The sequence below is a fragment of the Streptomyces ovatisporus genome (assembly GCF_042653885.1).
Classification (GTDB): domain Bacteria; phylum Actinomycetota; class Actinomycetes; order Streptomycetales; family Streptomycetaceae; genus Streptomyces; species Streptomyces ovatisporus.
Map to the genome: position 1 here is coordinate 1 of NZ_JBHSFH010000013.1, position 23,260 is coordinate 23,260.

14 protein-coding genes are annotated in these 23,260 nt (G+C 72.4%); 6 read left to right on the forward strand and 8 right to left on the reverse strand.

What is annotated here, in order from left to right:
* Positions 1 to 331 precede the first annotated feature (331 nt).
* Together ACFPA8_RS21335 and ptsP are read left to right on the forward strand one after the other, a co-directional pair.
* Entirely contained in the window at positions 332 to 781 is a 450-nt protein-coding gene (locus tag ACFPA8_RS21335; protein WP_386450941.1) for a PTS sugar transporter subunit IIA, read from the forward strand.
* An 88-nt stretch (positions 782 to 869) separates the two neighbouring features.
* A complete protein-coding gene (gene ptsP / locus ACFPA8_RS21340) occupies positions 870 to 2,540 on the forward strand; it encodes a phosphoenolpyruvate--protein phosphotransferase (RefSeq protein WP_386450943.1) in 1,671 nt (556 codons plus the stop codon).
* Positions 2,541 to 2,594: 54 nt separating this feature from the next.
* On the opposite strand, the gene ACFPA8_RS21345 is transcribed toward ptsP, so the two are convergent.
* Positions 2,595 to 3,524, reverse strand: coding sequence for a hypothetical protein (locus ACFPA8_RS21345; protein WP_386450944.1), 930 nt, complete (start codon positions 3,522 to 3,524; stop codon positions 2,595 to 2,597).
* 79 nt (positions 3,525 to 3,603) lie between these two features.
* Positions 3,604 to 5,640 (reverse strand): acetoacetate--CoA ligase, encoded by a 2,037-nt coding sequence (locus tag ACFPA8_RS21350; RefSeq protein WP_386450946.1) that lies wholly within the window; start codon positions 5,638 to 5,640, stop codon positions 3,604 to 3,606.
* Positions 5,641 to 5,959: 319 nt separating this feature from the next.
* On the opposite strand from ACFPA8_RS21350, the gene ACFPA8_RS21355 reads away from it, so the two are divergent.
* Both ACFPA8_RS21355 and ACFPA8_RS21360 read left to right on the forward strand, forming a co-directional pair.
* Complete coding sequence (locus ACFPA8_RS21355) at positions 5,960 to 8,401, forward strand: glycoside hydrolase family 31 protein (RefSeq protein WP_386450948.1); 2,442 nt, start codon at positions 5,960 to 5,962, stop codon at positions 8,399 to 8,401.
* A gap of 12 nt (positions 8,402 to 8,413) precedes the next feature.
* Complete coding sequence (locus ACFPA8_RS21360; RefSeq protein WP_386450950.1) at positions 8,414 to 9,286, forward strand: M15 family metallopeptidase; 873 nt, start codon at positions 8,414 to 8,416, stop codon at positions 9,284 to 9,286.
* A 220-nt stretch (positions 9,287 to 9,506) separates the two neighbouring features.
* Here the strand turns inward: ACFPA8_RS21360 and ACFPA8_RS21365 are convergent, their stop codons facing one another.
* Positions 9,507 to 10,967: an aldehyde dehydrogenase family protein gene (locus ACFPA8_RS21365; RefSeq protein WP_386450952.1), complete on the reverse strand. Its 1,461-nt coding sequence runs from the start codon at positions 10,965 to 10,967 to the stop codon at positions 9,507 to 9,509.
* Positions 10,968 to 11,849: 882 nt separating this feature from the next.
* Between ACFPA8_RS21365 and glpK the strand changes: the two genes are divergently transcribed.
* Complete coding sequence (gene glpK / locus ACFPA8_RS21370) at positions 11,850 to 13,358, forward strand: glycerol kinase GlpK (protein ID WP_386450954.1); 1,509 nt, start codon at positions 11,850 to 11,852, stop codon at positions 13,356 to 13,358.
* 163 nt (positions 13,359 to 13,521) lie between these two features.
* On the opposite strand, the gene ACFPA8_RS21375 is transcribed toward glpK, so the two are convergent.
* From ACFPA8_RS21375 to ACFPA8_RS21390, 4 genes are read right to left on the reverse strand one after another with little or no spacing between them, the layout of a single operon-like run.
* Positions 13,522 to 14,151, reverse strand: coding sequence for a GTP-binding protein (locus ACFPA8_RS21375; RefSeq protein ID WP_386450956.1), 630 nt, complete (start codon positions 14,149 to 14,151; stop codon positions 13,522 to 13,524).
* The gene (locus ACFPA8_RS21380) at positions 14,132 to 14,611 is read right to left on the reverse strand and encodes a DUF742 domain-containing protein (protein WP_386450958.1); all 480 of its coding nucleotides are present in this window, start codon (positions 14,609 to 14,611) and stop codon (positions 14,132 to 14,134) included. Before ACFPA8_RS21380 ends, ACFPA8_RS21375 begins: the two co-directional genes overlap by 20 nt.
* A 38-nt stretch (positions 14,612 to 14,649) precedes the next feature.
* A complete protein-coding gene (locus ACFPA8_RS21385; RefSeq protein ID WP_386450960.1) occupies positions 14,650 to 15,078 on the reverse strand; it encodes a roadblock/LC7 domain-containing protein in 429 nt (142 codons plus the stop codon).
* Positions 15,075 to 17,816, reverse strand: a complete 2,742-nt coding sequence (locus ACFPA8_RS21390; protein ID WP_386450962.1) for a sensor histidine kinase — start codon at positions 17,814 to 17,816, stop codon at positions 15,075 to 15,077. The genes ACFPA8_RS21385 and ACFPA8_RS21390 overlap by 4 nt, the downstream gene beginning before the upstream one ends.
* Before the next feature lie 238 nt (positions 17,817 to 18,054).
* On the opposite strand from ACFPA8_RS21390, the gene ACFPA8_RS21395 reads away from it, so the two are divergent.
* Entirely contained in the window at positions 18,055 to 18,354 is a 300-nt protein-coding gene (locus ACFPA8_RS21395; protein WP_386450964.1) for a hypothetical protein, read from the forward strand.
* 81 nt (positions 18,355 to 18,435) lie between these two features.
* Here ACFPA8_RS21395 and ACFPA8_RS21400 read toward each other — a convergent pair whose 3' ends face one another.
* Entirely contained in the window at positions 18,436 to 23,247 is a 4,812-nt protein-coding gene (locus ACFPA8_RS21400; RefSeq protein ID WP_386450966.1) for a hypothetical protein, read from the reverse strand.
* Between the last annotated feature and the right edge of the window lie 13 nt (positions 23,248 to 23,260).

Consider the following 23,260-nt stretch of genomic DNA (forward strand, 5'->3'; position numbering starts at 1 on the left):
AGAACGAACGCTTCCATCACGACCCTTTCACAGGCCACTCCGGGCGCTTCCCTCTCGGTGAAACCGACGCTATCAAACTCCCTGCCCCGCAAGGAAATTGGGGCCTCGGGTCCGAGGTCGGATCCGGACCGGGGGCCGACAGTAGCGGCCCGGGAGACCCGTCGCAAATTGACCGCTGCAAGAACGCCTGGTGGGCGGGGGCGTTGAGGCACACGCCACACCCTGCGCTCACCCGGAGCGGGCCGTTTCCATGACTTACGCTGCAGATCGGTGCGCCGTCCAGTCCTGATGGAGACGGCGGCTGCTCGATCCCCCCATCGGGAGGCATCCCATGACCACTGTGACGTCCCCCCTGGCCGGTGCCGCTGTCGGGCTCTCCGCGGTGCCCGATCCCGTCTTCTCCGGTTCGATGGTGGGCCCCGGCACCGCCGTGGACCCCCTGCGTGAGCCGACCGAGGCTGTCTCGCCCGTCGACGGAATCATCGTCTCGCTGCACCCGCATGCATTCGTCGTGGTCGACGCCGACGGCCGCGGAGTGCTGACGCATCTCGGCATCGACACCGTCCAGCTCAACGGCGAGGGCTTCGAACTCCTCGTTGCGAAGGGGGACTCGGTGGAGCGTGGGCAGACCCTCGTCCGCTGGAACCCCGCCGAAGTGGAAGAGGCGGGCAAGTCCCCGATCTCGCCGGTGATCGCTCTCGAAGCATCCGCGGACGCGCTGGCGGCCGTCCTCGAAGAGGGCCCCGTCGAGACGAGCACGACGCTCTTCAGGTGGAAGTGACACCTGTGCCCCTGCCCGCGCAGTGAGGCCCGGGTACGCGAGAAGCGCAGCGGTGACGGACCCACCGCACGGACGGGAGATGAGACAGATGGACGCAACCCTGCGAGGCGTCGGAGTAAGTCACGGAGTGGTGATCGGCGAGGTCCGGCACATGGGTACTGCCGTGCTGGAGCCACCGGCCGCCCAGATCGCGGAGTCCGAGGCTCCTCGCGAGCAGCAGCGGGCACGCAAGTCCGTGGAGGCCGTGGCCAACGACCTGTCGGCGCGGGGCAATCTGGCGGGTGGTGAGGCACAGGCCGTCCTCGAGGCGCAGGCGATGATGGCGCAGGACCCCGAACTGATGGCCGATGTCGAGCGTCGTATCGCTGTGGGGAGCACGGCGGAGCGCGCCGTGTACGACGCCTTCGCCGCCTACCGGGCTCTGCTGGCCGGTGCGGGCGAATACCTCGCGGGGCGTGTGGCGGATCTCGACGACGTACGCAACCGGATCGTCGCGCGCCTGATGGGGGTGCCCATGCCGGGGGTGCCGGACAGCGACCGTCCGTTCGTCCTCGTCGCACGTGACCTGGCTCCCGCGGACACGGCGCTGCTCGACCCCGGCCTGGTCCTGGGCTTCGTGACCGAGGAGGGGGGCCCTACGAGCCACAGCGCAATCCTGGCCCGTGCGTTGGGCGTACCCGCCGTGGTGGCTCTGCCCGGGGCGTGCGAGGTGGAAGAGGGAACTGTCGTCGCTGTGGACGGGAGCACCGGCACCGTCTCCCTGTCGCCCAGCGCCGATGAGCAGGCCGCGCTGCGGGCGGAGGCGGAGGAGCGCAAGGCGGCGCTCGAGGCGGCCAGGGGGCCGGGGGCCACCTCGGACGGGTACAAGGTGCCGCTGCTGGCCAACGTCGGCGGGCCGGGGGACGTCGCCGCAGCCGTCGAAGCGGGTGCCGAGGGGGTAGGGCTCTTCCGGACCGAGTTCCTGTTCCTGGACGACAGCACGAAGGCGCCGTCGGAGGAGAAGCAGGTCACGGCGTACCGGCAGGTGCTCGAGGCGTTCCCCGAAGGGCGCGTCGTGGTGCGGGTGCTGGATGCGGGGGCGGACAAGCCGCTGGACTTCCTCATGCCGGGGGACGAGCCCAATCCGGCTCTCGGTGTACGTGGACTGCGCACGCTGCTCGACCACCCCGAGGTTCTGCAGGGCCAGCTCACCGCCCTCGCGAAGGCGGCGGAAGGGCTGCCCGTACATCTCGAGGTGATGGCTCCGATGGTGGCGGACCGCGTGGACGCCAGGGCGTTCGCCGAGGCGTGCCGGTCGGCGGGGCTTCAGGCGAAGGCGGGGGTGATGGTGGAGATTCCGTCTGCCGCGCTGCGGGCTCGTTCGGTGCTGCAGGAGGTGGAGTTCCTTTCGCTGGGGACGAACGATCTGGCGCAGTACACCTTCGCGGCGGACCGTCAGGTGGGCGCCGTGTCCCGGCTGCAGGATCCGTGGCAGCCGGCTCTGCTGGACCTCGTCGCGTCTGCTGCCGACGCGGCGCGGGCGGAGGGGAAGAGCTGCGGCGTGTGCGGAGAGGCCGCAGCCGACCCGCTGCTGGCCTGTGTGCTGACGGGTCTCGGCGTGACCAGCCTGTCCATGGGCGCCGCGTCGATCCCCTACGTGCGGGCCATCCTGGCGAAGCACACGCTCGCCCAGTGCGAGCGTGCCGCGTCCGCTGCTCGCTCTGCGGACAGCGCGCAGGAGGCCAAGCTTGCGGCGCAGGCTGTGCTGTCCGGCGAGTGAGCGGTGCGCAAGCCGGCCGTTCCGCTTCGCGGCGGGACGGCCGGCTTGCGTGAGTCAGCAGTGCAGTCCGCCTCCCGGGTGGGGGAGAGCGAATCCCGGGGCGTGGTCGACACCGGGTTCGGGCGCAAGGGGCTCCCGCGTCGCCGGGTCGGTGCAGTAGGCGCTGAACACCTCGGATGCGGTGAGCGGGCGAAGCCAGCACCGCGCCTGGTCGAGCGCCCATCCCCGGACGACGTCGTCCCCCGTGCCCTCCGATCCCGCGGTGGCGCCGCCGGGGCCGGCGTCCGTACGGAGGACGAGGCCGCCGGCGCCGGCCGTCGCGAATCCGGCGGCCAGCGCGGTGGTGAGGGCGAGTGCCGCCGACTCCTGGGCGTGGAGCTCGCCTTGGGGCGTTCTGCGGACGTCCAGTGCGGTGACCAGGCTCGCCCCCGGGACTGCGACGCTGCCGACGAGATGGTGGGTGCCGCCGCCCGCCGTCTCCAGGACGAGCGCCAGGGCCTGCGCGGCGCGGTCGAACGCGGCTTTGCCGATGTCGGTTCCGCACCGCTCGCACGTGCCCGCGCGGGCGAGGATCTCCGTCCCGGTCTGCCAGGTGAGCCGGCAGGCGTGTGCCTCGCGTAGCTGCGGGAGCAGGCGTTCGACTGGCTGTCCCCTGTAGGGCATCGTCGTTCCGGCTGCGGCGATCTCCGCGACATAGCGGACACGGCTGTCCGGAGTGTCCGGGTCGAGCTTCTCCGCCTGGCAGAACAGCTCGTAGTCGACGGGGTCGAACAGCACCACACGAGCGTGGATCTGTTGAGCGGTCAGTGCACGGAGCAGCCCCTCCAGCTGCCGCAGGTAGCTCCCGTGGTCGTCGAAGGCGAAGGAGCCGTAGGAGCGCATCCGCGCGAAGTGCGCTCCGTCCGCGAGTACCGGGACGATGCTGGGCACTTCGCGGCGCAGTGCACGGCGGGCTCTGCGTTTGCGGCTTCTGGTGTGTGCCATGGTCTCCCCCTGGTTCCTGCGGATCATCCGGTCACTCACAGTAATCAGGGGGTCCGACAACGGCGGCCGGGGCGGCTCGTCAGCCGGCGCGGTCCTGCGCGAGCCGCTCGTAGAAACGCAGCAGCTCGACGTCGTCGACGGAGCCGGGGTTGACGGCCTTGTCGAGGCGGGCGCCCTGCAGGAGGCGCTTGACCGGCACTTCGAGACGCTTGCCGGTGAGGGTGTGCGGCACGCCCTGGATCTCGATGACCTCGTCGGGTACGTGCCGGGGCGAGAGGGCCTCGCGGATGGTGCTCTTGATCCGGTCGCGGAGGGTGTCGTCGAGTACGGCGCCCTCGGCAAGGTGGACGAAGAGCGGCATCCAGTAGCCGCCGTCGGGCTGTTCGACGCCGATGACCAGGGACTCGCGGATCTCGGGAAGCCGCTCGACCGCCTCGTAGATGTCGGCCGAACCCATGCGCACGCCCTGCCTGTTGAGGGTGGAGTCGGAGCGGCCGTGGATGACGACGGTGTTGCGGCCGGTGAGCGTGATCCAGTCGCCGTGCCGCCAGACGCCCGGGTACATCTCGAAGTAGCTGTCGCGGTAACGCGATCCGTCCGGATCGTTCCAGAAGCGGACCGGCATCGACGGCATCGGCCGGGTGACGACGAGCTCGCCGACCTCGTCCGTGAGGGGTTTGCCCTGCGGGTCCCAGGACTGGAGGTCGGTGGCGAGGGAAGGGGCCTGCAGCTCGCCGGTGTGCACGGGGAGCGTGGGGACGGCGCCCGCGAAGCAGCTGCACACGTCGGTGCCGCCGCTGACGGAGGCGATCCACATGTCCTCGGAGATCTCGTCGTGGATCCAGCGGAAGCCGTCCGGTGGCAGCGGTGAGCCGGTGGTGGCCACGCACTTGACGAGGGAGAGGTCGAGGTCGCGTCCGGGATGGATGTCGGCCTTGCCGCAGGCCATCACGTACGCGGCGGACGTGCCGAAGAAGGTCGTCCCGGTGAGTGCCGCGACGCGCCACTGCGCCGAGACGTCGGGGTACCCGGGGCTCCCGTCGTAGGTGATGACCGTGCAGCCGGTCAGCAGGCCGGAGACGAGGTAGTTCCACATCATCCAGCCGGTGGAGGTGTACCAGAAGAACCGGTCGCCGGGGCCGATGTCGTTGTGGAGGCGGAGCTGCTTGAGGTGTTCGAGCAGGATGCCGCCCTGCGACTGGACGATGGCCTTGGGAAGGCCGGTGGTGCCGGAGGAGTAGAGCACCCACAGGGGATGCTCGAACGGCACCTGTTCGAAGACGGGTGAGGCGTCCGCGGAGCCGGCGGGGGCGGAGACGAGGCCGGACCACTCCAGGGTGCCTTCGGGGGCGGCGGTCCCGAGCAGCGGGACGTGGACGACTGCCCGCAGGGTCGGCAGTTCGCGGCGGAGTTCAGCGACGGTCTCGCTGCGGTCGTGCTCCTTGCCGCCGTACCGGTATCCGTCGACGGTGAACAGCACGACCGGCTCGACCTGCTGGAAGCGGTCGAGGACGCTGCGTGCGCCGAAGTCGGGGGCGCAGGAGGTCCATACGCCGCCGACCGCCGCGGTGGCAAGGAGTGCCACGGCGGCCTCGGGGACGTTGGGCAGGTAGCCGCTGACGCGGTCGCCGGGCCGCACGCCCAGGCGGCGCAGTTCGGCGGAGAGCGAGCCGACCTGGCGGCGCAGCTCGCTCCAGGTCACGGTGCGCGGCTCGTGCCCCTCGTCGACGTGCAGCAGCGCGGGCTCATCGGCCCGTGCGGGGTCCTCGGACGTTCGCAGCGCGTGCTCGGCGTAGTTGAGTGCCGCACCGGGGAACCAGGTCGCGCCCGGCATGGCCGAGTCGGCCAGCACCGTCTCGTAAGGAGTGGAGAAGCGGATCTCGAACCACTCGGTGACGGCCTTCCAGAAGGCGGCCAGCTCGTCGACGGACCAGCGGTGCAGCGCCGCGTAGCTCGCTGCGGGGTCGTCCGGCGTGGCCGCGGGAGCACCGTGGTGCTCGGCCGCCCAGGACTGGAACCGGGTGATCTGCGCAGCAGCGACGCGGTCCGGGCCCGGCTGCCAGAGGGGCTCCGGCGTGACGGGCTGGGGCTGCGGTGTGCTGTGCGCGGTGGTCATGGGGGCGGCTCCCGGTCCGGCTCGGCTGGCGGTTACGCCGCACGGGCGCGGCGTACCGGTGGGCGTACGTACGGATGGGCAGGACGATGCCACGTGATCAAACCTCGCGCCAGGGCGGAGGCCACATGCTCCCTTGATCGGGGATGTGGCGGCACCACGGTCCGGTGGGCACTGCGGCGACGGCTCCGGCCCGCGGCAGCGGTCCGCCGCGAGGGCGGTGCCGGGGGCGCGGGGGCGCACGTCAAGGACTGATGGGCGCTGGATGAACGCCAGTTGAACGCCCCTGACGGCATCCCCTGCCCCTGGCACTCTGAGGAGCATGGATGCGCGTGGCCTGGTGCGGTCGGTGAGGATGGTCGGGACGGCATGGCGGGAGCGGCAGGCGCGCACTCCCTGGGGGCGCCGGCGGTCGGACGGGGTCGCACGGCCGGTGTCGGAGCGGGCCCGGGTGCCGGGGCCGGCGCGCGGCGCGCAGGCCCGGCCGGGCGGCGGGATGATCTGGTTCGAGCGTTCTTCGCTGTGCGTCCGGGTGGCCGTCGGCGGTGCCGTCTTCCTCGGCTGGGACGGCGCCGAGCCCACGCCCTCGTACGCGCTGGCCGCGCCCGTGCCCGAACCGGACGGCCGGGCGGAGCTGGAGCCGGACAAGGCAGGCGGATGGCGGGTGGTCTCGGAGCGGCTGCTGGTGACGGTCTCGCGGCACGGCGCCGTGGAGATACGCACCCCGGGCGGTGAACTGCTGCGCAGGGAGCTGCCGCCGCGGTGGTGGGAGAGCGTCACGCCGGGCGACGAGCGCGGGCCGGGTGAGGAGTACGGGGACGGGGACGGTCCGTACGGCCCCAGGGACGGGGACGGGGGTGTGGCTGCCGAGGCGCAGCCGGCCGGGAGCGCAGGCCGGGCGAGGTGGCTGCAGCGGTCCGAAGTGGCCGCCGACGCACGCTTCTTCGGCCTCGGCGCGAGGGCGGGCGGACCGCCGCTGCGCAACGGGTCGTACCGCCTGTGGAACGCGGACCAAGGCCCTGCGGGGCCGGACGCGGACCCGCTCCCCGTCACGATGCCGCTCCAGTTGGTCGTCGCGGATGTGGGGACCCACCTGATCTTCCACGACAACTCCTGGGACGGGCGGGTCACGATCACGGAGGGCGTGGAGGGGCGGGGCTCGGGACACGACCGCCACGGACGGAGCGAGACCCGGATGGACGGCGGTCCGCTCCGCTACTGGGTGATCGCCGGTCCCCCGGCGCGGGTGCTGCACGGCTGGGCGCGCCTGTCGGGGTCGCCCGCGCTGCCGCCCGGCTGGGCTCTGGGGCATCAGCACAGCGGAAGCGGCACCGGTACCGAGGACGAGGTCCGCGCCACGGCCGCGGCCTACCGGGAGAGGGGACTGCCCCTGCGGGCCGTGCACCTGGGCGCCGAGCATCAGGACGGCAACCGCGTGTTCACCGTGGACGCCGCCCGCTTCCCCGATCTCCCGTCCCTGGCCGCCGAGTTGAGAACCGACGGCGTACGCCTGGTCTCCGTCGTGGATCCCGCGGTGAGGCCCGAACCGGGCAACGCGGTCCACGACAGCGGTGCGGCGGTGGACGCCTTCGTACGGGACGAGCGGGGCCGGCAGGTGCTGGGCGTGCTGCGACGGCCGGGCAAGGCACTGCTGCCGGACTTCACCGAACCGCGGGTGCGCAAGTGGTGGGGCGAGCTGTACGCGGAGCGGCTGGCGCAGGGCTTCGCCGGGGTGTCGCACGACCTCAACGAGCCGTCCTGCCAGGCGGTTCCGGGCGGTGAACGCACCCTGCCGCGGCTTGCGCAGCACGCCCTGGAGGGGCGGGGCGGCGATCACCGCGAGGCTCACAACGTCTACGCGCTGACGATGGCGCAGGCCGGCCATGCGGGGCTGCGCCATCTGCGGCCTTCCGAGCGCCCGTTTCTCGTGTCCCGGTCGGGCTGGGCGGGCATGCAGCGCCACGGCGGCACCTGGTCGGGCGAGTTGGTCACCGACTGGGCGGGGCTGCGGGCCTCGCTGGCACTGGTGGTGGGGCTGGGGCTTTGCGGAGTGCCCTATTCGGGGCCCGACATCGGCGGCGGCACCGCCGTGCCGTCACCTGAGCTGTATCTGCGCTGGTTCCAACTCGCCGCGTATCTCCCGCTGTTCCGCACACGCGCGACCAAGGGAGCGGGCTCACCGGTTCCCTGGGCGTTCGGGGAGCAGGTGCTGGCGGACTGCTCCGCCGCGATGGCCGAACGCGAGCGGCTGCGCCCGTACTTCAGCACTCTCGCACAGCTCGCCCACCGTACGGGCGCACCGTATGTGCGTCCCCTGTGGTGGCAGCATCCGCGTGACCGTGCTCTGCGCGAGTGCGACGACGCGTTCCTGCTGGGGGACGCCTTACTGGTCGCGCCCGTACTGGAGGCGGGAGCACGGCGGCGGACGGTGCAGCTGCCGCACGGCCGTTGGTACGACACGGCTACGGGCGAGGCCCACGAAGGGCCGGGGGAAGCGCAGTTGAACGCTCCGTTGTCCCGCGTTCCCGTGCTGGCGCGGGCCGGTGCCGCCGTACCGGTGACGGGCCCGGACGGGTCCACGGAGCTGGAGGTGTGGCCGCCGGCGCCGGGACGCAAGGGCAGCGGGCTGGTGATCCCCGACGAGGGCGAGGGCTGGGGGCGGGCGCTGCCCGAGCGGTTCACGGTCGGGCTCGACGGCGGTACGACGGTGGTGACTCGGCAAGACGGCGGCGCCGTGGGCTACCCGGTGCGGGTGCGCACCTGATAGACGATGGCCATGCCATTCAGAGGATCCTTCCGCCCGGCGCGACTCGCCGCTGCGCTGCTCGCCTTCACCGCCCTCGCACCCGCCGCACCGGCCGCTGCCGCGGCGCCGTCCGGGGGCACCGTCCAGGACGTCCAGGGCCGCCACGCCGCAGTGGGCGGTACCCGTGCCCAAGAGCCCTCTGCACCGGAGGAGTTCGTCGCTCTCAGCGATGTCGCCCCGACGATCCTGCAGGAGATCCGCTACCGCACACGGCACAACTTCGTCGGCGACCGCATCGACGGATACCGGCAGCCCATGTGCATCGTCACGCGCGACACCGCAAAGGCGCTGAGCGTCGCTCAGCACGCCTTCCTCAGGAAGGGCTACTCGCTGAAGGTCTACGACTGCTACCGGCCGCAGCGTGCCGTCGACCAGTTCGTGCGCTGGGCCAAGGACTTGGACGACGAGCGGATGAAGGACGAGTTCTATCCGCGGGTCGAGAAGGACCGTTTGTTCGAGGACGGCTACATCGCGGAGAAGTCCGGTCACAGCCGTGGCAGCACCGTCGATCTGACGCTGGTGAAACTCCCGGCCAGGCCCACCCGTCCGTACCGGCCCGGGGAGCCGCTGGTCTCCTGCTTCGCGCCGGAGAGCGTCCGCTTCCCGGACAACTCCGTCGACATGGGCACCGGTTACGACTGCTTCGACACCCTGTCGCACACGCTCGATCCCCGTATCAAGGGCAAGCAGCGGGCGAACCGGCTGCTGCTGAAGAACACCCTGGAGAAGACCGGCTTCACCAACCTCCCCGAGGAGTGGTGGCACTTCACGCTCGAGGACGAGACGTTCCCCGAGACCTTCTTCGACTTCCCCGTCTGGCGACGGGCGTTGCACCGGCCCTGAGCAGGGCGGTTCGTACCCCCTGACACACCGGCCGGGGCAACCGACGGCGGCACGGAATCACCCCCGTGGTTCCCGTGCCGCCGTCTGCTGATGGTGGACGCCGTGTTCCCGGCTGTGGTTCACCGCACCCTGCGTCCGGACGTGCGTGTGCGCGTCCGGTGACCTGCTCGTGACACTTGTGGCTCCGGTGCAGCTCAGCCGCCCGGCGAGCGCCGCTCCTTCAGAACGGGTAGTGCGCGTGCTTGCCGGCGAGGGTGACCCAGCGAGTGGTGCTGAAGGCTTCGATGCCCCAACGGCCGCCGAAACGCCCGTATCCGGACGCTCCGATCCCGCCGAAGGGCGCCTGCGGTTCGTCCGCGACCGACTGGTCGTTGACGTGCACGATGCCGGTGCGGATGCGGCGGGCGACGCTCAGTCCGTGGGTGGCGTTCTCGGTGATGATGCCGCAAGTCAGGCCGTGCTCGGTCGCGTTGGCGAGCTGGACAGCCTCGTCGTCGGCGGCGAACACGGACAGTGCGCACACGGGACCGAACGCCTCGCCGTGGTACAGCTCCATGTCCGGGGTGACGCCGGTGAGGACGGTGGCGGGATGGACGGCGCCGCGCGGCGCCCCTCCCCCGGTCAGGACCTTCGCGCCCTTCCCGACGGCGTCCTGGACGAGCGCTGCGAGACGGCCGGCGGAGTCGGAGCTGACCAGCGGGCCGATGACGGTGCCCGGATCGGTGGGCGCACCGTGCGGCAGGGCGGCGGCCTTCGCGGTGAACTTCTCCGTGAACTCCTCGGCCAGAGAGGCGTGCACGAGGATCCTGTCCCCGGACATGCATATCTGGCCCGCGTTCATGAACACGGCGAAGGTGGCGGCGTCGACGGCGTAGTCCACGTCGGCGTCCTCCAGCACGATGACGGAGTTCTTGCCGCCCAACTCCAGTACGGCGGGCTTGAGATGCTGTGCGGCGAGGTTGCCGATGAGGCGCCCGACGCCGGTGGAGCCGGTGAAGTTGACCGCACGGACCGCAGGATGGGCCACGAGAGCCTCGGCGACCTCCGCCGCGTCCTCCGGTGCGTTGCTGACGACGTTCAGCACCCCGTCGGGCAGGCCGGCCTCGCGCAGTACGTCGGCGACGAAGTACCCGCAGGAGAGCGGGGCGTCCTCACTGGGCTTGACGACGACGGTGTTGCCCGCCGCCAGCGGTGCGGCGACGGCACGGGTGCCGAGGATCACCGGGGCGTTCCACGGGGCGAAGGCCGCGACGACGCCCACAGGTTCCCGGATCGCGAGACTGAGCGCGCTCTCGTCCTGGGAGGTGAGCACCTCACCCCTGGGGGCGGTGACCGCTGCGGCCGCCTCCCGGAGCATTCCGGCGGCGAGTTGCACGTTGAACAGCGCCCAGGGGCGGCTGCCGCCCGCCTCCCGCGCCATCAGTGCCACCGCGTCCTCCGCGCGGGATTCGAGGATGTCGGCGGCCCTGAGGAAGATCGTCCGGCGGGTGGCGGGGCTCGTCGCGGCCCACTCGGCAAAGGCGGCGTCCGCCGCTGCGGCGGCACGGCCGACGTCCTCCGCCCGGGCCGCCGCGACAGTGGCACAGACCTCGCCGGTGGAGGGGTCGATGTCGTCTGCCGTGCGGCCGGAGGCCGCCGGGACCTCCTGCCCGCCGATGAGCAGGTCACGGTGGTCGGTCATCATCGGTCCCCTTCCGAGGCGGCGGGCAGGCGGGCTCCGGGGTCCCGCGAAGCGTCCCGACGCTTCGGCCGGCTCGCCGGCCGGGAAGCCCCGAGACGGGAGGAGCAGGACCACGTTCGCCTGGCGACACTCGTTCGTCACCGGGCTGGCCGGAGTCTCCGGCCGCGGGTGTGCGGGTGTCAACGGTACTTGCATCTTCAACCGTCCCGCGAACTCCTGTTCCACCGCGTTGCGGCTGCCGCCGCTGCGCCGCGACGCAGGCCCCCTCTCCCCGCGTTCCGCGGGGCGCTTCCCGGTCCGGCGTCCCGTGCGCAGGCGGTCGGGAAACCGGTGCGGCGCGGGTCCGCCGGGCACGGCGAGCGCCCTCCGGCCCCCTGCCGAATGCCGTGCGCGCGGCGCCGGAATCCGGGGGAAATACGCTCCTGATCACGCCGACACGGCGGGGATGTCCATGACCGTCGCAGCCGCGAGCGTTCATGATGTCCCTGGCCTCGACGGCCTCTTCGCAGCGCAGAACACCGCCGCGGCACTCGTCGGGGAACGGCCGGGCGGGCCGCGGGTCACGGCGCCGGCCGCAGTCATCGGCTCCGCTCCGTGACCTGGCCGAAGGCCGTCCCGCCAGGGCCCGCCAGGGTCATGACCCAAGGGCCTCGGGCCGGCCGGGTCCCGGGGCCGCCACCGGGCCGAGGGACAAGGAGCCGTGATGGAGGAACACCGATCCGGGCTCCTCGCCGATCCTGTTCGGCCTCCGTCGCACGGCAGCCGAACGGCTTCACCAGAGCCACCGCGACAGCGTCCTGCGGCCCGCTCTCTGACTCTCCCGGGGCCTTCCGGTCCTCCGGGCATTCCTCAGCAATAGATCCGGAAAAGGGGAACGCGATCATGTCGGACAAATACGTCGCCGCAATCGACCAGGGCACCACCTCCAGCCGCTGCATCATCTTCAACCAGGACGGTGCCATCGTCGCCGTCGATCAGCGTGAGCACCGTCAGGTCTTCCCGAAGCCCGGCTTGGTGGAGCACGACGCCACCGAGATCTGGTCGAAGGTGCAGGCCGTCGTCGCCGGCGCGGTCGCCAAGGCGGGACTCCGGGCCGACCAGCTCAGCGCCATGGGCATCACCAACCAGCGCGAGACGACGGTCGTGTGGGACAGGAAGACCGGGCAGCCGGTGCACAACGCCATCGTCTGGCAGGACACGCGCACGGCGGCTCTCTGTGCCGAGCTGGGCGGCTCGGACGGCCAGGACCGGTTCCGCGACCGTACGGGCCTGCCGCTGGCGAGTTACTTCGCCGGCCCGAAGGTGCTGTGGCTGCTGGAGAACGTCTCCGGCCTGCGGCAGCGAGCCGAAGCGGGAGAGCTGGCCTTCGGCACCATCGACTCCTGGCTCATTTGGAACCTCACCGGCGGCACCGACGGCGGAGTGCACGTCACGGACGTCACCAACGCCGGGCGCACCATGCTGATGAACCTGGAGTCGCTCCAGTGGGACCAGTCGATCCTCGACGCCATGAACATCCCGGCTTCCGTGCTTCCCGAGATCCGGTCGTCGTCGGAGGTGTACGGCACGGCGGTGGGCCAGCTCGCGGGCGTCCCCGTGGCGTCCGCGCTGGGCGACCAGCACGCGGCCCTCTTCGGTCAGACGTGCTTCGAGGTGGGCGAGGCCAAGAACACCTACGGCACCGGTTCCTTCCTGCTGCTCAACACCGGGTCCCGTCCGGTCCCCAGCAAGAACGGACTGCTCACGACGATGGGGTACCAGCTCAGCGGTGAAGCCCCCGTGTACTGCCTCGAGGGTTCGATCGCCATCACCGGTGCGCTCGTCCAGTGGTTCCGCGACCAGCTGGGCATCATCCGGGAAGCAGCCGAGATCGAGACACTGGCAGCGAGCGTCGAGGACAACGGGGGCGCGTACATCGTCCCGGCGTTCTCCGGGCTGTTCGCGCCGTACTGGCGCTCCGACGCGCGCGGTGTCGTGGCCGGGCTGACGAGATACGTCACCAAGGGCCACCTGGCACGCGCCGTGCTGGAGGCGACCAGCTGGCAGACGAGGGAGGTCGTCGACGCCATGTACCAGGACTCCGGCGTGGAGATCACCAGTCTCAAGGTCGACGGCGGCATGACCGGCAACAACCTGCTGATGCAGCATCAGGCGGATGTGCTGGGCGTACCGGTGATCCGGCCCGTCGTCGCGGAGACGACGTGTCTCGGCGCGGCGTACGCCGCGGGTCTGGCGACCGGGGTGTGGTCGGACCTGGACGAGCTGAGCGCCCACTGGAAGCGGGACGCCGAATGGACACCCGACATGGCGCCGGAGGTACGGGAGCGGGAGTACCACAACTGGCGCAAGGCCGTGCAGCGCAGCTTCGGCTGGGTCGAGGAGGGCGACTGACCCGGACGGCACAGCGGCCCGGGCGCGCGTGACGAGGCAGCGGGGCCCTGAGCGCACCGGCCAAGGCCCCGGGTGCGACCGGGCCGACCGGGCCGACCGGGCGTACGGCCGTGGACCCCCGCGGCGACGGGGCGGGGCGCCGGCCTCGTCCCGTCGCCGCGTCTCAGCGCGCGGGGGCGGGGTGAGGCTCGTTCTGCTGGGCGGCGGGCGTCGCCCGGCGCATCGCGTGCTCCACGACGGAGACCAGGATGTCGCGCGCCGATTCGCGGCTCCGCGCGTCGCCCACCATGATCGGCACTTCGGCGTCCAGGTCGAGTGCCTCCCGCACAGCCTCGGCGGGGTAGGCGTCCGCGCCGTCGAAGTGGTTCACGGCGACGGTGAAGGGGATCCGGCGGCGTTCGAAGTAGTCGATGCCGGCGAAGCTGTCCTCGAGTCTGCGGGTGTCGACGAGGACGACGGCGCCCAGGGCGCCCTGGGCGAGCTCGTCCCAGAGGAACCAGAAGCGGTCCTGTCCGGGCGTCCCGAACAGGTAGAGCACCAGGCTGTCGTTGATGGTGATGCGGCCGAAGTCCATGGCGACGGTGGTGGTGGACTTCGCCTCCACACCGGCGGTGTCGTCCACGGGGCGGCTCGCCTCGGTGAGCGTCTCCTCGGTGCGCAGCGGTTTGATCTCGCTGACGGATCCGACGAGGGTCGTCTTGCCGACGCCGAATCCGCCCGCCACCAGGATCTTCAGCGTCACCGGCTCTGCGGGCGACGCCGCGGCGCCGCGCTTAAAGCGCCCGAAGGCCATCGATTACCTCTCTGAGAATGCTTTCGTCCGGCAGCTCCGCCGGAGGGACGGGCCGGCTCACGCGCACCCAGTCGGAGTCGATGAGGTCCCCGACGAGGACGCGCACGACACCCACGGGGAGGTCGAGTTCGGCGGCGAGCTCGGCGACGGACTGCGGCGCGCGGCGGCAGCGGAGGACGATGTCGACGTGCTCCGGGGCCAGCGTGCTGTCCGAGTTCACATCGGCGTCGCGGTGGCTGCCGCCGTCGACGCGACCGGCCGCACCGCCACCGTCACCCTGCCCGGCGCCGTCCCCGTTCTCGGGGGGTTTCGCGTCTCCTTCACCGTCCGGGCTCTGCGCGATCACCAATGCGATGAGGTCGAGACGCGCCTCGTCCGAGCTGCTGCGTGTGCGGCCGCGCGTCATGGCGTACGGCCGCACCACGGGCCCTGCGGCGTCGTCGAACCAGCGGTCCGTCATCACTGCGTCCTGTCAGATCCCCTCGGTGCCCGCTCGCGTCACCCGGCGGAATCCGACCGGGGGGCGGTGCCCAGGTGCACGCCGACCCGCTTGACGAGGAGGGTCATCTCGTAGGCGATCAGGCCGACATCCGCGTCGGCGTCGGCGAGCACGGCGAGGCAGCTGCCGTCCCCGGCGGCGGTCACGAACAGGAAGGCGTCCTCCAGCTCCACCACCGTCTGGCGTACGCCACCCACGTCGAAGTGACGCCCGACGCCCTTGGCGAGGCTGTGGAAGCCGGACGCGACGGCCGCCAGGTGCTCGCCGTCCTCACGGGTCAGCTCCTGCGACGCGCCGCGTGCCAGCCCGTCCCCGGAGAGCACGAGCGCCTTGCTGATGGTGCCGACACGCTGGACCAACTCATCCAGGAGCCAGTTGAGTTCACCGCTTCCCGGGGCAGTGTTCGCGGTTGCTTTCGGTGCGGTCATCGACCGTTCCCCTCCGGTGTCGTTCGTGGTGCTGACTCCGCCGCTTCGTCGGCAGAATCATCGTCGTTCTGCCGGCGGCCCCGCTGCCAGCCCCGCTGAAGCGAGGCCATGCGGCTGCGGACCTCCTCCGCGTCCCGGTCCGCCAAGTCACCCGGGTCGGGCCCGCGGTCGCCGTGAGCTGACACGCCATCGCCTGCGTCCCGCTTGAGCTGGGGCGCGAGGCTTGCCTGACGCACACGGCGTGGCAGACCGCTGACCGTACCGGATTGTGCACCACCGGAGGACCGCCCGGGTGCCGCATCCGCTTCGGACGAGCGGTCCGCGCGCTCCTCGCTCTCTTTGCGCGCGGTGTCCCCGCCGGCCGTCCCGGCACGTGAGGCCCGCTTTCCGCCGTCCACGGGACGTCCGTGGTCCGCGACGAGCACAGGCGTGTGGGGACGCCGTCGCGGCAGCGGAGCGAGGCCGTCCCGGCCGTCTCCCTCGCTCTGCGGACGGGAGGACTCGGTCTCGTCGTGAGCCTGCTGGTGCTGCTCCAGTCCCGGCCTGGGCGCGCGCAGCGGCACTGGCCGGGGGGTTGCGCCCTGGTCGTCCCTGCCGGACTCCGGTGCGGGGTCGTCGACGGCGTGGGGCCGGGAGGCTGCGCGGCCTCCCGCCTCCTCCAACTCGCCGAGTGCCGCCTCGAGTTCGATGGGGCCGTCGAGCGCGGGCCGGTTCGCCGCATCTCCGCCGTGCAGCGACGGCGCCGGTGCCTTGCGGGTGAGCGCGTCGAGCCGCTGCCCCGTGACTCCTCCCCTGAACGGGAAACTCCCGGTGTCGCGGTCCGGTTCGGACTCCGGCGCCCCGGAGGTCTCGGAGAGGATGCGGCCGGGGATGAGGACCACGGCCGTGGTCCCTCCGTACGGCGAGGGCTGCAGCGAGACCCGTACGCCCTGGCGCTGGGCGAGACGAGCGACGACGAAGAGGCCGAGGCGGTCGGTGTCGGAGAGCTCGAACTCCGGTGTCTCGGCCAGCCGCAGGTTGGCTTCGAGGAGGGCGTCGGCCGCCATCCCCAGCCCCCGGTCGTGGATCTCCAGGGTGAAGCCGTTGGCGACGCGTTCGCCGAGCACCTGCACAGCCGTGTGCGGCGGGGAGAAGACCGTTGCGTTCTCGAGGAGTTCGGCGACGAGGTGGGTGAGGTCGGCGACCGAACCGCCGTCGACGGCGAGCCGGGCCAGACGGCGCACCTCGATGCGCTCGTAGTCCTCGACCTCCGCCACCGCCGCCCGCACGACGTCCATCAGCTGCACAGGTTTGCGCCACTGCCGGGACGGCGCCGCCCCGGAGAGGATGACGAGGCCCTCGGCGTGCCTGCGCATGCGGGTGGTGAGGTGGTCGAGCCGGAAGAGGTCGGCGAGCTCGTCGGAGTCCTCCGTGCGCCTCTCCATGTGGTCGAGCAGTGTGAGCTGGCGGTGCAGCAGGACCTGGTTGCGCCGGGCGAGGTTGACGAAGACGTCCGAGACGCCGCGGCGCATGCCGGACTGCTTGACCGCCGCCTCGACGGCGGCCCGCTGGAGGGTGTTGACCGCCTGGCCGACCTGCCCGGCCTCGTCCTGCGAGTACTCCAGCCGCGGAGCCTCGGTCTCGATGTCGATGGTCTCTCCGGCTGCGAGACGGCGCATGATGCTCGGCAGCCGGACTCCGGCGGCCTCCTGAGCCTCCCTGCGCAGCGTGCGCAGGTCCCGTACGAGGCTGCGGCCGACCCGGAAGGAGATGATGATCGAAGCGAGGACCGCGACGGCGCCGAGCAGTCCCGCCGCCCCCGCCTGGATCAGGACCCTGGTCGCCGCGGGCTGCACGCGCTGCTCGTACCGGTCGCCGGCCTCGAAGTTCATGCGCTCGAGGTCGGTGAGGACCGTGGACGTCGCCGAGGACCAGCGGTCCGCGTTGACGACGCCTTCGGTGCCTCGGGCGCCGGCCGCGATGATGGCGTCCTCGTAGCTGCGCAGGGTCCGGCCGTCGGTGCCGTTCCAGTAGGTCTCGTAGACCTGCCGTTCCTCGGCCGGCAGTTCGGACAGCGTCGTGTCGTAGGTGAGGTTGCGCTCGGCGACCCGGTCGGAGAAGGCGCGGCGGTCGCCCTTGGTCATCTCCTCCGAGGCCAGCGCCGCGGCCATCAGGGCGTCTTCACGGGAGAGGTATTCGCGGGCCCTGTCCAGACCGACGAGGGCGCGTCCCTGCTTGTCCAGGTCGACGTCGTTGAGTCCGCCGAGTGCGGCGACGAACGCGTAGCAGGGGTCGACGAGTTCGTTGTACGCCTGGAAGGCCCCGCCACGGGTGAGGGTGTTCTCCTCGACCTTGCCGCGGATGTCCTCGAGGTCCTCGAACTTCTCCAGCATCGCGTCGAGGCGGGCGTGCGCGTCACCGGAGAGGCTCGAACGCATCCCGGGTTTGCGGGCGTTGGCGCGGAGTCGGCCGACCTGGGCGTCCGTCGCCCGCTGTTGCCTCTTCAGCAGAGTGAGCGCTTCCGAACCGCGCGGATCCGCGAGGTAGATCAGGATCTGCCGGCGCTCGCGCTGCACTGCCTGGGCGGCCTCCTTCGCGGGGTCGCCCACCTCGTCGACGGTGTTGACGACGTCGAGGAGCTCCTGGGCCTCCCGTCCGGTGAGATACGTGGCGAAGGCCCAGATGGACACCAGTGACAGCAGCGGCACCAGCAACAGCGCCACGATCTTCCGGCGGATTGACCTACCGCGAAAGCGCATGGCCTCCCCTAGTCAACCCCCTCCGCGCGGGGGCGAGTTTCGACAGCAAACGGCGTGAGCCTACTACTGCCGCGTGACGTAGTCGTAGATGTGACCGAGCGGCAAAACCGGGCGTCCAGGGTGCCTCATCCGCAGATGTCCGCCGATGCCCGGACCTGCTCCGCAGATTGTGGCGCAGACGACGCCCGTGGAAACGTGCAAGCATGTGGGGGTTGTTGAGCGGGGAAGTGAAGAGACCATGTACGCAAAGCCTCGGCTGCCGGATCCGGTTCGTACGGCCGCGGTACGCGCGCTCCTCATAGTGGCGGTCACGCTGGTGCAGTTGATGATCGCCGTGCTGTGCTCCCTCGCCGCGGTCTGGCTGGCATTCCCCATGGTGATCTCGACCGTGGCGAGCACGGTCGTGGCGACGTGGGCGGTGCTGGACGTGTGGGTGACGCGGCAGGTGTGGCGGCAGCGGCACGGAGTGCTGTCCGAACCCAGCAGCGCGGCCCGCCCGCGCCCGCGCGTACGGGTCAGACGCGGGGCGGCGGACTGACCGCACCGGCCCGCCGTGGGCGGGGTGCGGGCACTCGCCGACACGGGAGCGCCCGCGTGCCCGCCCCTCAGGACTCCCCGCTCAGGACTCCCCGCGCGGGTCTGCCTGCGCCGGAACCCTCGGCCGGCCCTCGGCTCCCTCGGGCCGCCGGAACATGCGCGTCGCGGTGATCTCGCCGTGCACCGTCTCCCCGTCGGGGTCCTGCTGCGGCAGACCGGGGCGCAGGTGCTCCTCGACGCTGATGTACTTCAGCCCCGCCCGCAGATCGGCGTCGTTGCGCAAACGGATGACGAGCGGGAACTCCGCGAGCGCCGTGGTGTCGAACAGCCCCGTGGTGTACAGCAGTTGGACGCCGAGTGCGTCCGCGACCGCGCGCTGGAGCTCCAGCAGGTACGTGGCGTTGGCGCGCCCGATGGGGTTGTCGAGGAAGAGCGTCCCGGCGTGCCGGTGCCTGTCGTGGCCGCGGTCGTTGCTGCGCAGTGCGGCCATGGTGCAGTACAGGGCGATGGCGGCCGTCAGCAGCTGTCCGCCGGAGAAGACGTCTCCCATCTGGCCGACGGGCACCCGCTCCGCCCGCAGCACGGCGTCCGGTTTCAGGATCTCCACCGAGACTCCACGGGGCTGCAGGGCGGCGTGAACTCCCCTCAGCAGCAGGGACATTCCGTCCCGCCGCAGGTCGGAGTTCTTCCGTACGGCGGCGCGCGTCGCCTCGTCGATCACCTCGCCCAGCCGTTCGGCGAGTGTGGCCTGGTCGGGGTCCTCGAAGCGGATGCGCAGGAACTCCTGCCCGGACCACTCCCCCAGGCCCTCCGGCAGCCGGGACAGCCGCTGCGCCGCGCGGAGCGTCGCCAGCGAGGACTCCACCAGGCCGCGCAGCCTGTCGACGATGCTGTCGCGGTTGCGCTCCAGCTGCACCAACTCGTCGGTGAGCACACGCAGCCGGGGAGCGAAGGCGTCCGCCCAGGCCCCGGCGTGCTCCGGCAAGGCGGACGCGGGCAGTTCGCGGATCTGCTGCCGTGCCGGGGTGCGGACGTGTTCGAAGCGGGACGAGTTGGCGTGCCGTACGAGCACCTCGCACGCCTCGCGGACCGCCTGCTCCGTCGCCGACAGGTCCGCCGCACAGCCGCGCAGGGAGCGGCGCGCCTCCGCCGCGGCCTGGCGGGCCTCGGCCGGTGTGCCGGGGTAGGGCTCGGGGGGCTCCTCGCCGTCCTGGGCCGCGGCGGACTGCGGATCACGCAGCAGTTCGCGCAGCATCGATGCGGTCTCCTCGAAGCCCTCCGCGGCGTTCAGGGCGGCCTGGTGGGAGCGGGTCAGCTGCGCGTGTGCGTCGCGCGCCGCATCCAACTCGTCGCTGCGGGCGGCCAGTTCGCCGTTGGCCGTGCGCAGCAGGCGCTGGGCGTGCTCGGCGTCGCCGGGGACGAGGGAGTCCGGCAGCGCGGTGTGGGCGCCGCCCTCGGCAGGGGCCAGACGCTCCGCCTCACCGCGCAGCCTGCCGAGTTGCTCGCTCGCGCTCGCGGCACGGGTCTCCAGCATCTGCACGAGCGACTCCGCACGGGCGGCGGCGGCCTGTCGCGCCGGTCCGTCGGCCCCGTCGGGGCCCTCCAGGAGCTGCGCGGCGCGCGTGCGGACCTTGTTGGTGAGCCGGTCGAGGGCCGCGAGCGCCGCGGACTCGTCGCCCTCCGCGCGCGCCTGTTCGGCCCGCAGATCGGCGCCGACACCGACCTGCTCGTACAGCTGTGAGGCCGACCTGTACGCCTCCCGCAGGGCGGGCAGCGAGTCGCCCGGCGGCTCTGCGCTCTCGTCGATGTCGTCGGGCACGCCCGCGACCTGTGCGCGCTCGGCGCGCAGCGTGCGTGCTGTGCGGCGTGCGTCGTCCGCCGCACGCTGGGCGGCACGCCGGTCCTCGTCGGCGGCGCGGGCCCGTGCGAGGCACGTTTGTGCGCGCTCCTCCTCCTCCGCCGCCTCGTCGGCCAGGGTACGGAGCCTGGCGAGCCACCCTGCGCGCTCACGCAGCCTGAATGCCAGCCCTGCCAGGGCGTCGGCGCTGCGCCGTGCGCGCTGGGCCGCCTCCTGCCGCTCGTCCCGTACACGGGCGGCGTCGGCGGCGGCCTCCTCCGCCTCCTGCTGCGCCGTACGGGCCTGCGCGAGGCGGTTGCGGGCCGTCTCGGCGGCTTCGCGGCTCGCGTCGGCCGCGGCGGCCAGCTCAGCGAAGCGGCCGGGCGGGCATCCCGTGCGCCACGAGGCGAGGCGTGCCGCGAGAGTGCGGTCGGCGGACAGGCGGGCGGCGAGCGTGCGGATCTCTTCGTCGCGGGCCTGCGTTCTCAGGCGCAACTGGGTGCGTTCGTCGTCGGCGGCCAGCTCGTCGTGCATGGCGGGGTTCGGGGGGACGAGGAAGACGTCGTCGCGCCGGGCGTCGGCCGCGTCCGGGGAGGGAGTCGGCGCCAGCAGTGCCGAGGCCGTGCCGACCGCCACGGCCGAGCGCGGCAGCAGGGCTGCGCAGGCGAGGACTTCGCGGGCACGGGCGTGGCTGCCGGGGTCGGTGATGATGACGCCGTCGACGAGTTCGGGCCGCGCTGCGAGGACGTCCGCGTGGTCCGCGGGGTCGACGGCCTGAGCGAGATAGCGCCAGCCGGGCAGGGCCGGGACGCCGTGCTCACCGAGGAATTCGACAGTCGCGGTGACATCGGGCCCGGGGGGCAGCAGTCCGCCGTCCCCGAGCGCCCCCAGCATGCGGGAGTCGTCGGCGGCGGCCGTCCGCAGCTCGAAGAGCTGCCGCTCGGAGGTGGCGACTGCTTCGTCGAGCAGTTCCGTGAGAGCTTCGCCCCCTCGGTCCAGCTCCTCCGCGGTGAGGGGGCCCCGGGCGCCGCCCGCGTCGTCCTCCGCGGTGGTGGACCGGCCTGCCGCTGAGCCCTTCCCCGACCGATCGCGCCCGTCCTCGTCCCCGGGGCGGCCGGTCCGGCCGTCGGCGCCGTCCTGCCCGTCACGGCCGAGCTCGGCACGGGGCGCCGGCAGCGAAGCCGGACCGGAGCCCGGCGAGCCGTGCGGAAGGCCGAGGAGTTCGGCCAGCCGCTCCTCGCAGCCGAGACCCTCGGCCGTGCGGCGCTCCGCCGCGTACGCGGCGGATGCGGCTTCGGCCGCGTCCTCCGCGCGTGCGGCGGCGAGTTCGGCGCGGGCGAGTTCCGAACTGGTCTCCTGCGCGCGTTCGGCGGTACGGCGCGCGGTCTCACGGGCCTGCTCCCACGCTGCGACGGCGCTCTTCTCGGCGTCGCTCGCGGCGAGGGCCGCCCGCGCGGGGTCGGCGTCGCCCTCGCCACTGCCGGAGCCCTCGATCCAGCCCGCCCGTACCGCTTCGTCCGTCTCCCGCTCGACCTCGGCGAGCCGCTGCCGCAGGTGTTCGCTCTCGCTGCGGGCGCGCTGGGCCTCGGTGGCGGCTGCCGTCGCGTCACGGTGGGCGGCCTCGCTGTCGGACTGAAGACCCGCGGAGCGCTCCTCCTCGGCGGTGGCGGTGTTCTCCCCCTCCTCCGCTGCGGCGTGCAGGGCCCGTACGAGGTCGGCGGCGGCCGTGGCCCTGGCCGCCAGGGCGGGTGCCGCGTCCCGTTCGGCCTCACGGATGGCCGCGGAGACGCGGGCTGCGCGGTCGGCCGCCGTCCGGTGCTGCAGCACGGTCTCGGCTGCCTGCCATGCGGCGTGCAGCGTACGGGCGTCGGTGAGTTCGCGGCGCTGCGCGGTGGCGGCCTTCTCCGCGCCGGCCAGCGCCAGGGAGGCGTGCCGGTAGGCGAGTTCGGCCGCGACGAGGGAGGCCGTCGCGCGGGCGTCGGCGGCTCCCGTCACCGCGCGGTCCGCCTCGGCGACCTGCTCGGCGAGCTCCGTGCCGCGCTGCCGTTCCCCGGTGCCGCGGGAGGCGAGTCTGCGCACGAGTGCGCGTGTCCGCTGCTCCGCGGCGGTGTGGATGTCGCGGGCACGCTCGCGCTGCCGGGCGGACTCCGCGATGCGGTTGAGGAGTTCGAGGGAGCCTGCCGTGAAGTCGCGCTCAGCGGTGAGTTCGCTGCGGCGGCCCAGCTTGTGGGCGAATCCGTGGACCAGGTCGGCCAGGCCGTCCGTGTCCCGGGTGTCGGTGACCGCACGCAGCAGCAGGTCGGTGAAGTCGGAGTCGTTCTTGACGGCGAAGAGGCCGGCCGCCTCCCCCTCGTCGGCGTTCATCTCGCGCTGGTAGCGGAAGAGTTCGGGATCCAGGCCCAGCCCGGTCAGCCGTTCCGTCCAGCGCTCGTGGACCTCCTCCCAGGCGACGTCCAGGTTCGGGTACGCCTTGCCCGTCTCGGTCAGGACGTCCCGGAAGCCCTTCATCGTGCGGCGGCGGCCACGCGCCCGGGACGTGCCCTCGGCGGCCGGGTGCAGGGCGGCCGACTCCGCCACGGGCAGCGAGTCGAGGCTCATGCCGGGGCCGGGCCGGAAGGAATACCACGCCTCGGCGAACTTCCGCGGATCGTTGGAGACCTGACGCCCGCGCCACTCGCTGACCTTGCCGACGACGACCGTCTCGCCGGTGCGGGTGTGCTGCCATTCCAGGGCCACATGGCCGCAGTCGTCCGCGAGCAGGAACTTGCGCAGCACGCCGGAGCTCGCGCCGCCGAGTGTGTTGCGGTGCCCGGGAAGCATGACGGAGAAGATCAGCTTCAGCAGGACGGACTTGCCTCCGCCGTTCTCCAGGAAGAGGACTCCGGCGGGAGCGGGGCGACGCGGCGGCCCGGTGGGCTCGTCCTCGAAGAAGTCGGCCTGTGCGGGGGCGGGGCTGGGCACCGGGCCGCCGACCCCGCGCAGGTCCAGCACGGTGTCGGCATAGCGCGCACCGGCGGGCCCGATGGAGTAGAGGCGGATCCGGGACAGCTCGTACATGGCGGGGACTCTC

What these genes read in the sequence shown, in the direction of transcription:
- ACFPA8_RS21335 (WP_386450941.1), top strand. Translation starts at nt 332, where the DNA reads ATGACCACTGTGACGTCCCCCCTGGCCGGTGCCGCTGTCGGGCTCTCC.
- ptsP (WP_386450943.1), top strand. Translation starts at nt 870, where the DNA reads ATGGACGCAACCCTGCGAGGCGTCGGAGTAAGTCACGGAGTGGTGATC.
- ACFPA8_RS21345 (WP_386450944.1), bottom strand. Translation starts at nt 3,524, where the DNA reads ATGGCACACACCAGAAGCCGCAAACGCAGAGCCCGCCGTGCACTGCGC.
- ACFPA8_RS21350 (WP_386450946.1), bottom strand. Translation starts at nt 5,640, where the DNA reads ATGACCACCGCGCACAGCACACCGCAGCCCCAGCCCGTCACGCCGGAG.
- ACFPA8_RS21355 (WP_386450948.1), top strand. Translation starts at nt 5,960, where the DNA reads ATGGATGCGCGTGGCCTGGTGCGGTCGGTGAGGATGGTCGGGACGGCA.
- ACFPA8_RS21360 (WP_386450950.1), top strand. Translation starts at nt 8,414, where the DNA reads ATGCCATTCAGAGGATCCTTCCGCCCGGCGCGACTCGCCGCTGCGCTG.
- ACFPA8_RS21365 (WP_386450952.1), bottom strand. Translation starts at nt 10,967, where the DNA reads ATGACCGACCACCGTGACCTGCTCATCGGCGGGCAGGAGGTCCCGGCG.
- glpK (WP_386450954.1), top strand. Translation starts at nt 11,850, where the DNA reads ATGTCGGACAAATACGTCGCCGCAATCGACCAGGGCACCACCTCCAGC.
- ACFPA8_RS21375 (WP_386450956.1), bottom strand. Translation starts at nt 14,151, where the DNA reads ATGGCCTTCGGGCGCTTTAAGCGCGGCGCCGCGGCGTCGCCCGCAGAG.
- ACFPA8_RS21380 (WP_386450958.1), bottom strand. Translation starts at nt 14,611, where the DNA reads ATGACGGACCGCTGGTTCGACGACGCCGCAGGGCCCGTGGTGCGGCCG.
- ACFPA8_RS21385 (WP_386450960.1), bottom strand. Translation starts at nt 15,078, where the DNA reads ATGACCGCACCGAAAGCAACCGCGAACACTGCCCCGGGAAGCGGTGAA.
- ACFPA8_RS21390 (WP_386450962.1), bottom strand. Translation starts at nt 17,816, where the DNA reads ATGCGCTTTCGCGGTAGGTCAATCCGCCGGAAGATCGTGGCGCTGTTG.
- ACFPA8_RS21395 (WP_386450964.1), top strand. Translation starts at nt 18,055, where the DNA reads ATGTACGCAAAGCCTCGGCTGCCGGATCCGGTTCGTACGGCCGCGGTA.
- ACFPA8_RS21400 (WP_386450966.1), bottom strand. Translation starts at nt 23,247, where the DNA reads ATGTACGAGCTGTCCCGGATCCGCCTCTACTCCATCGGGCCCGCCGGT.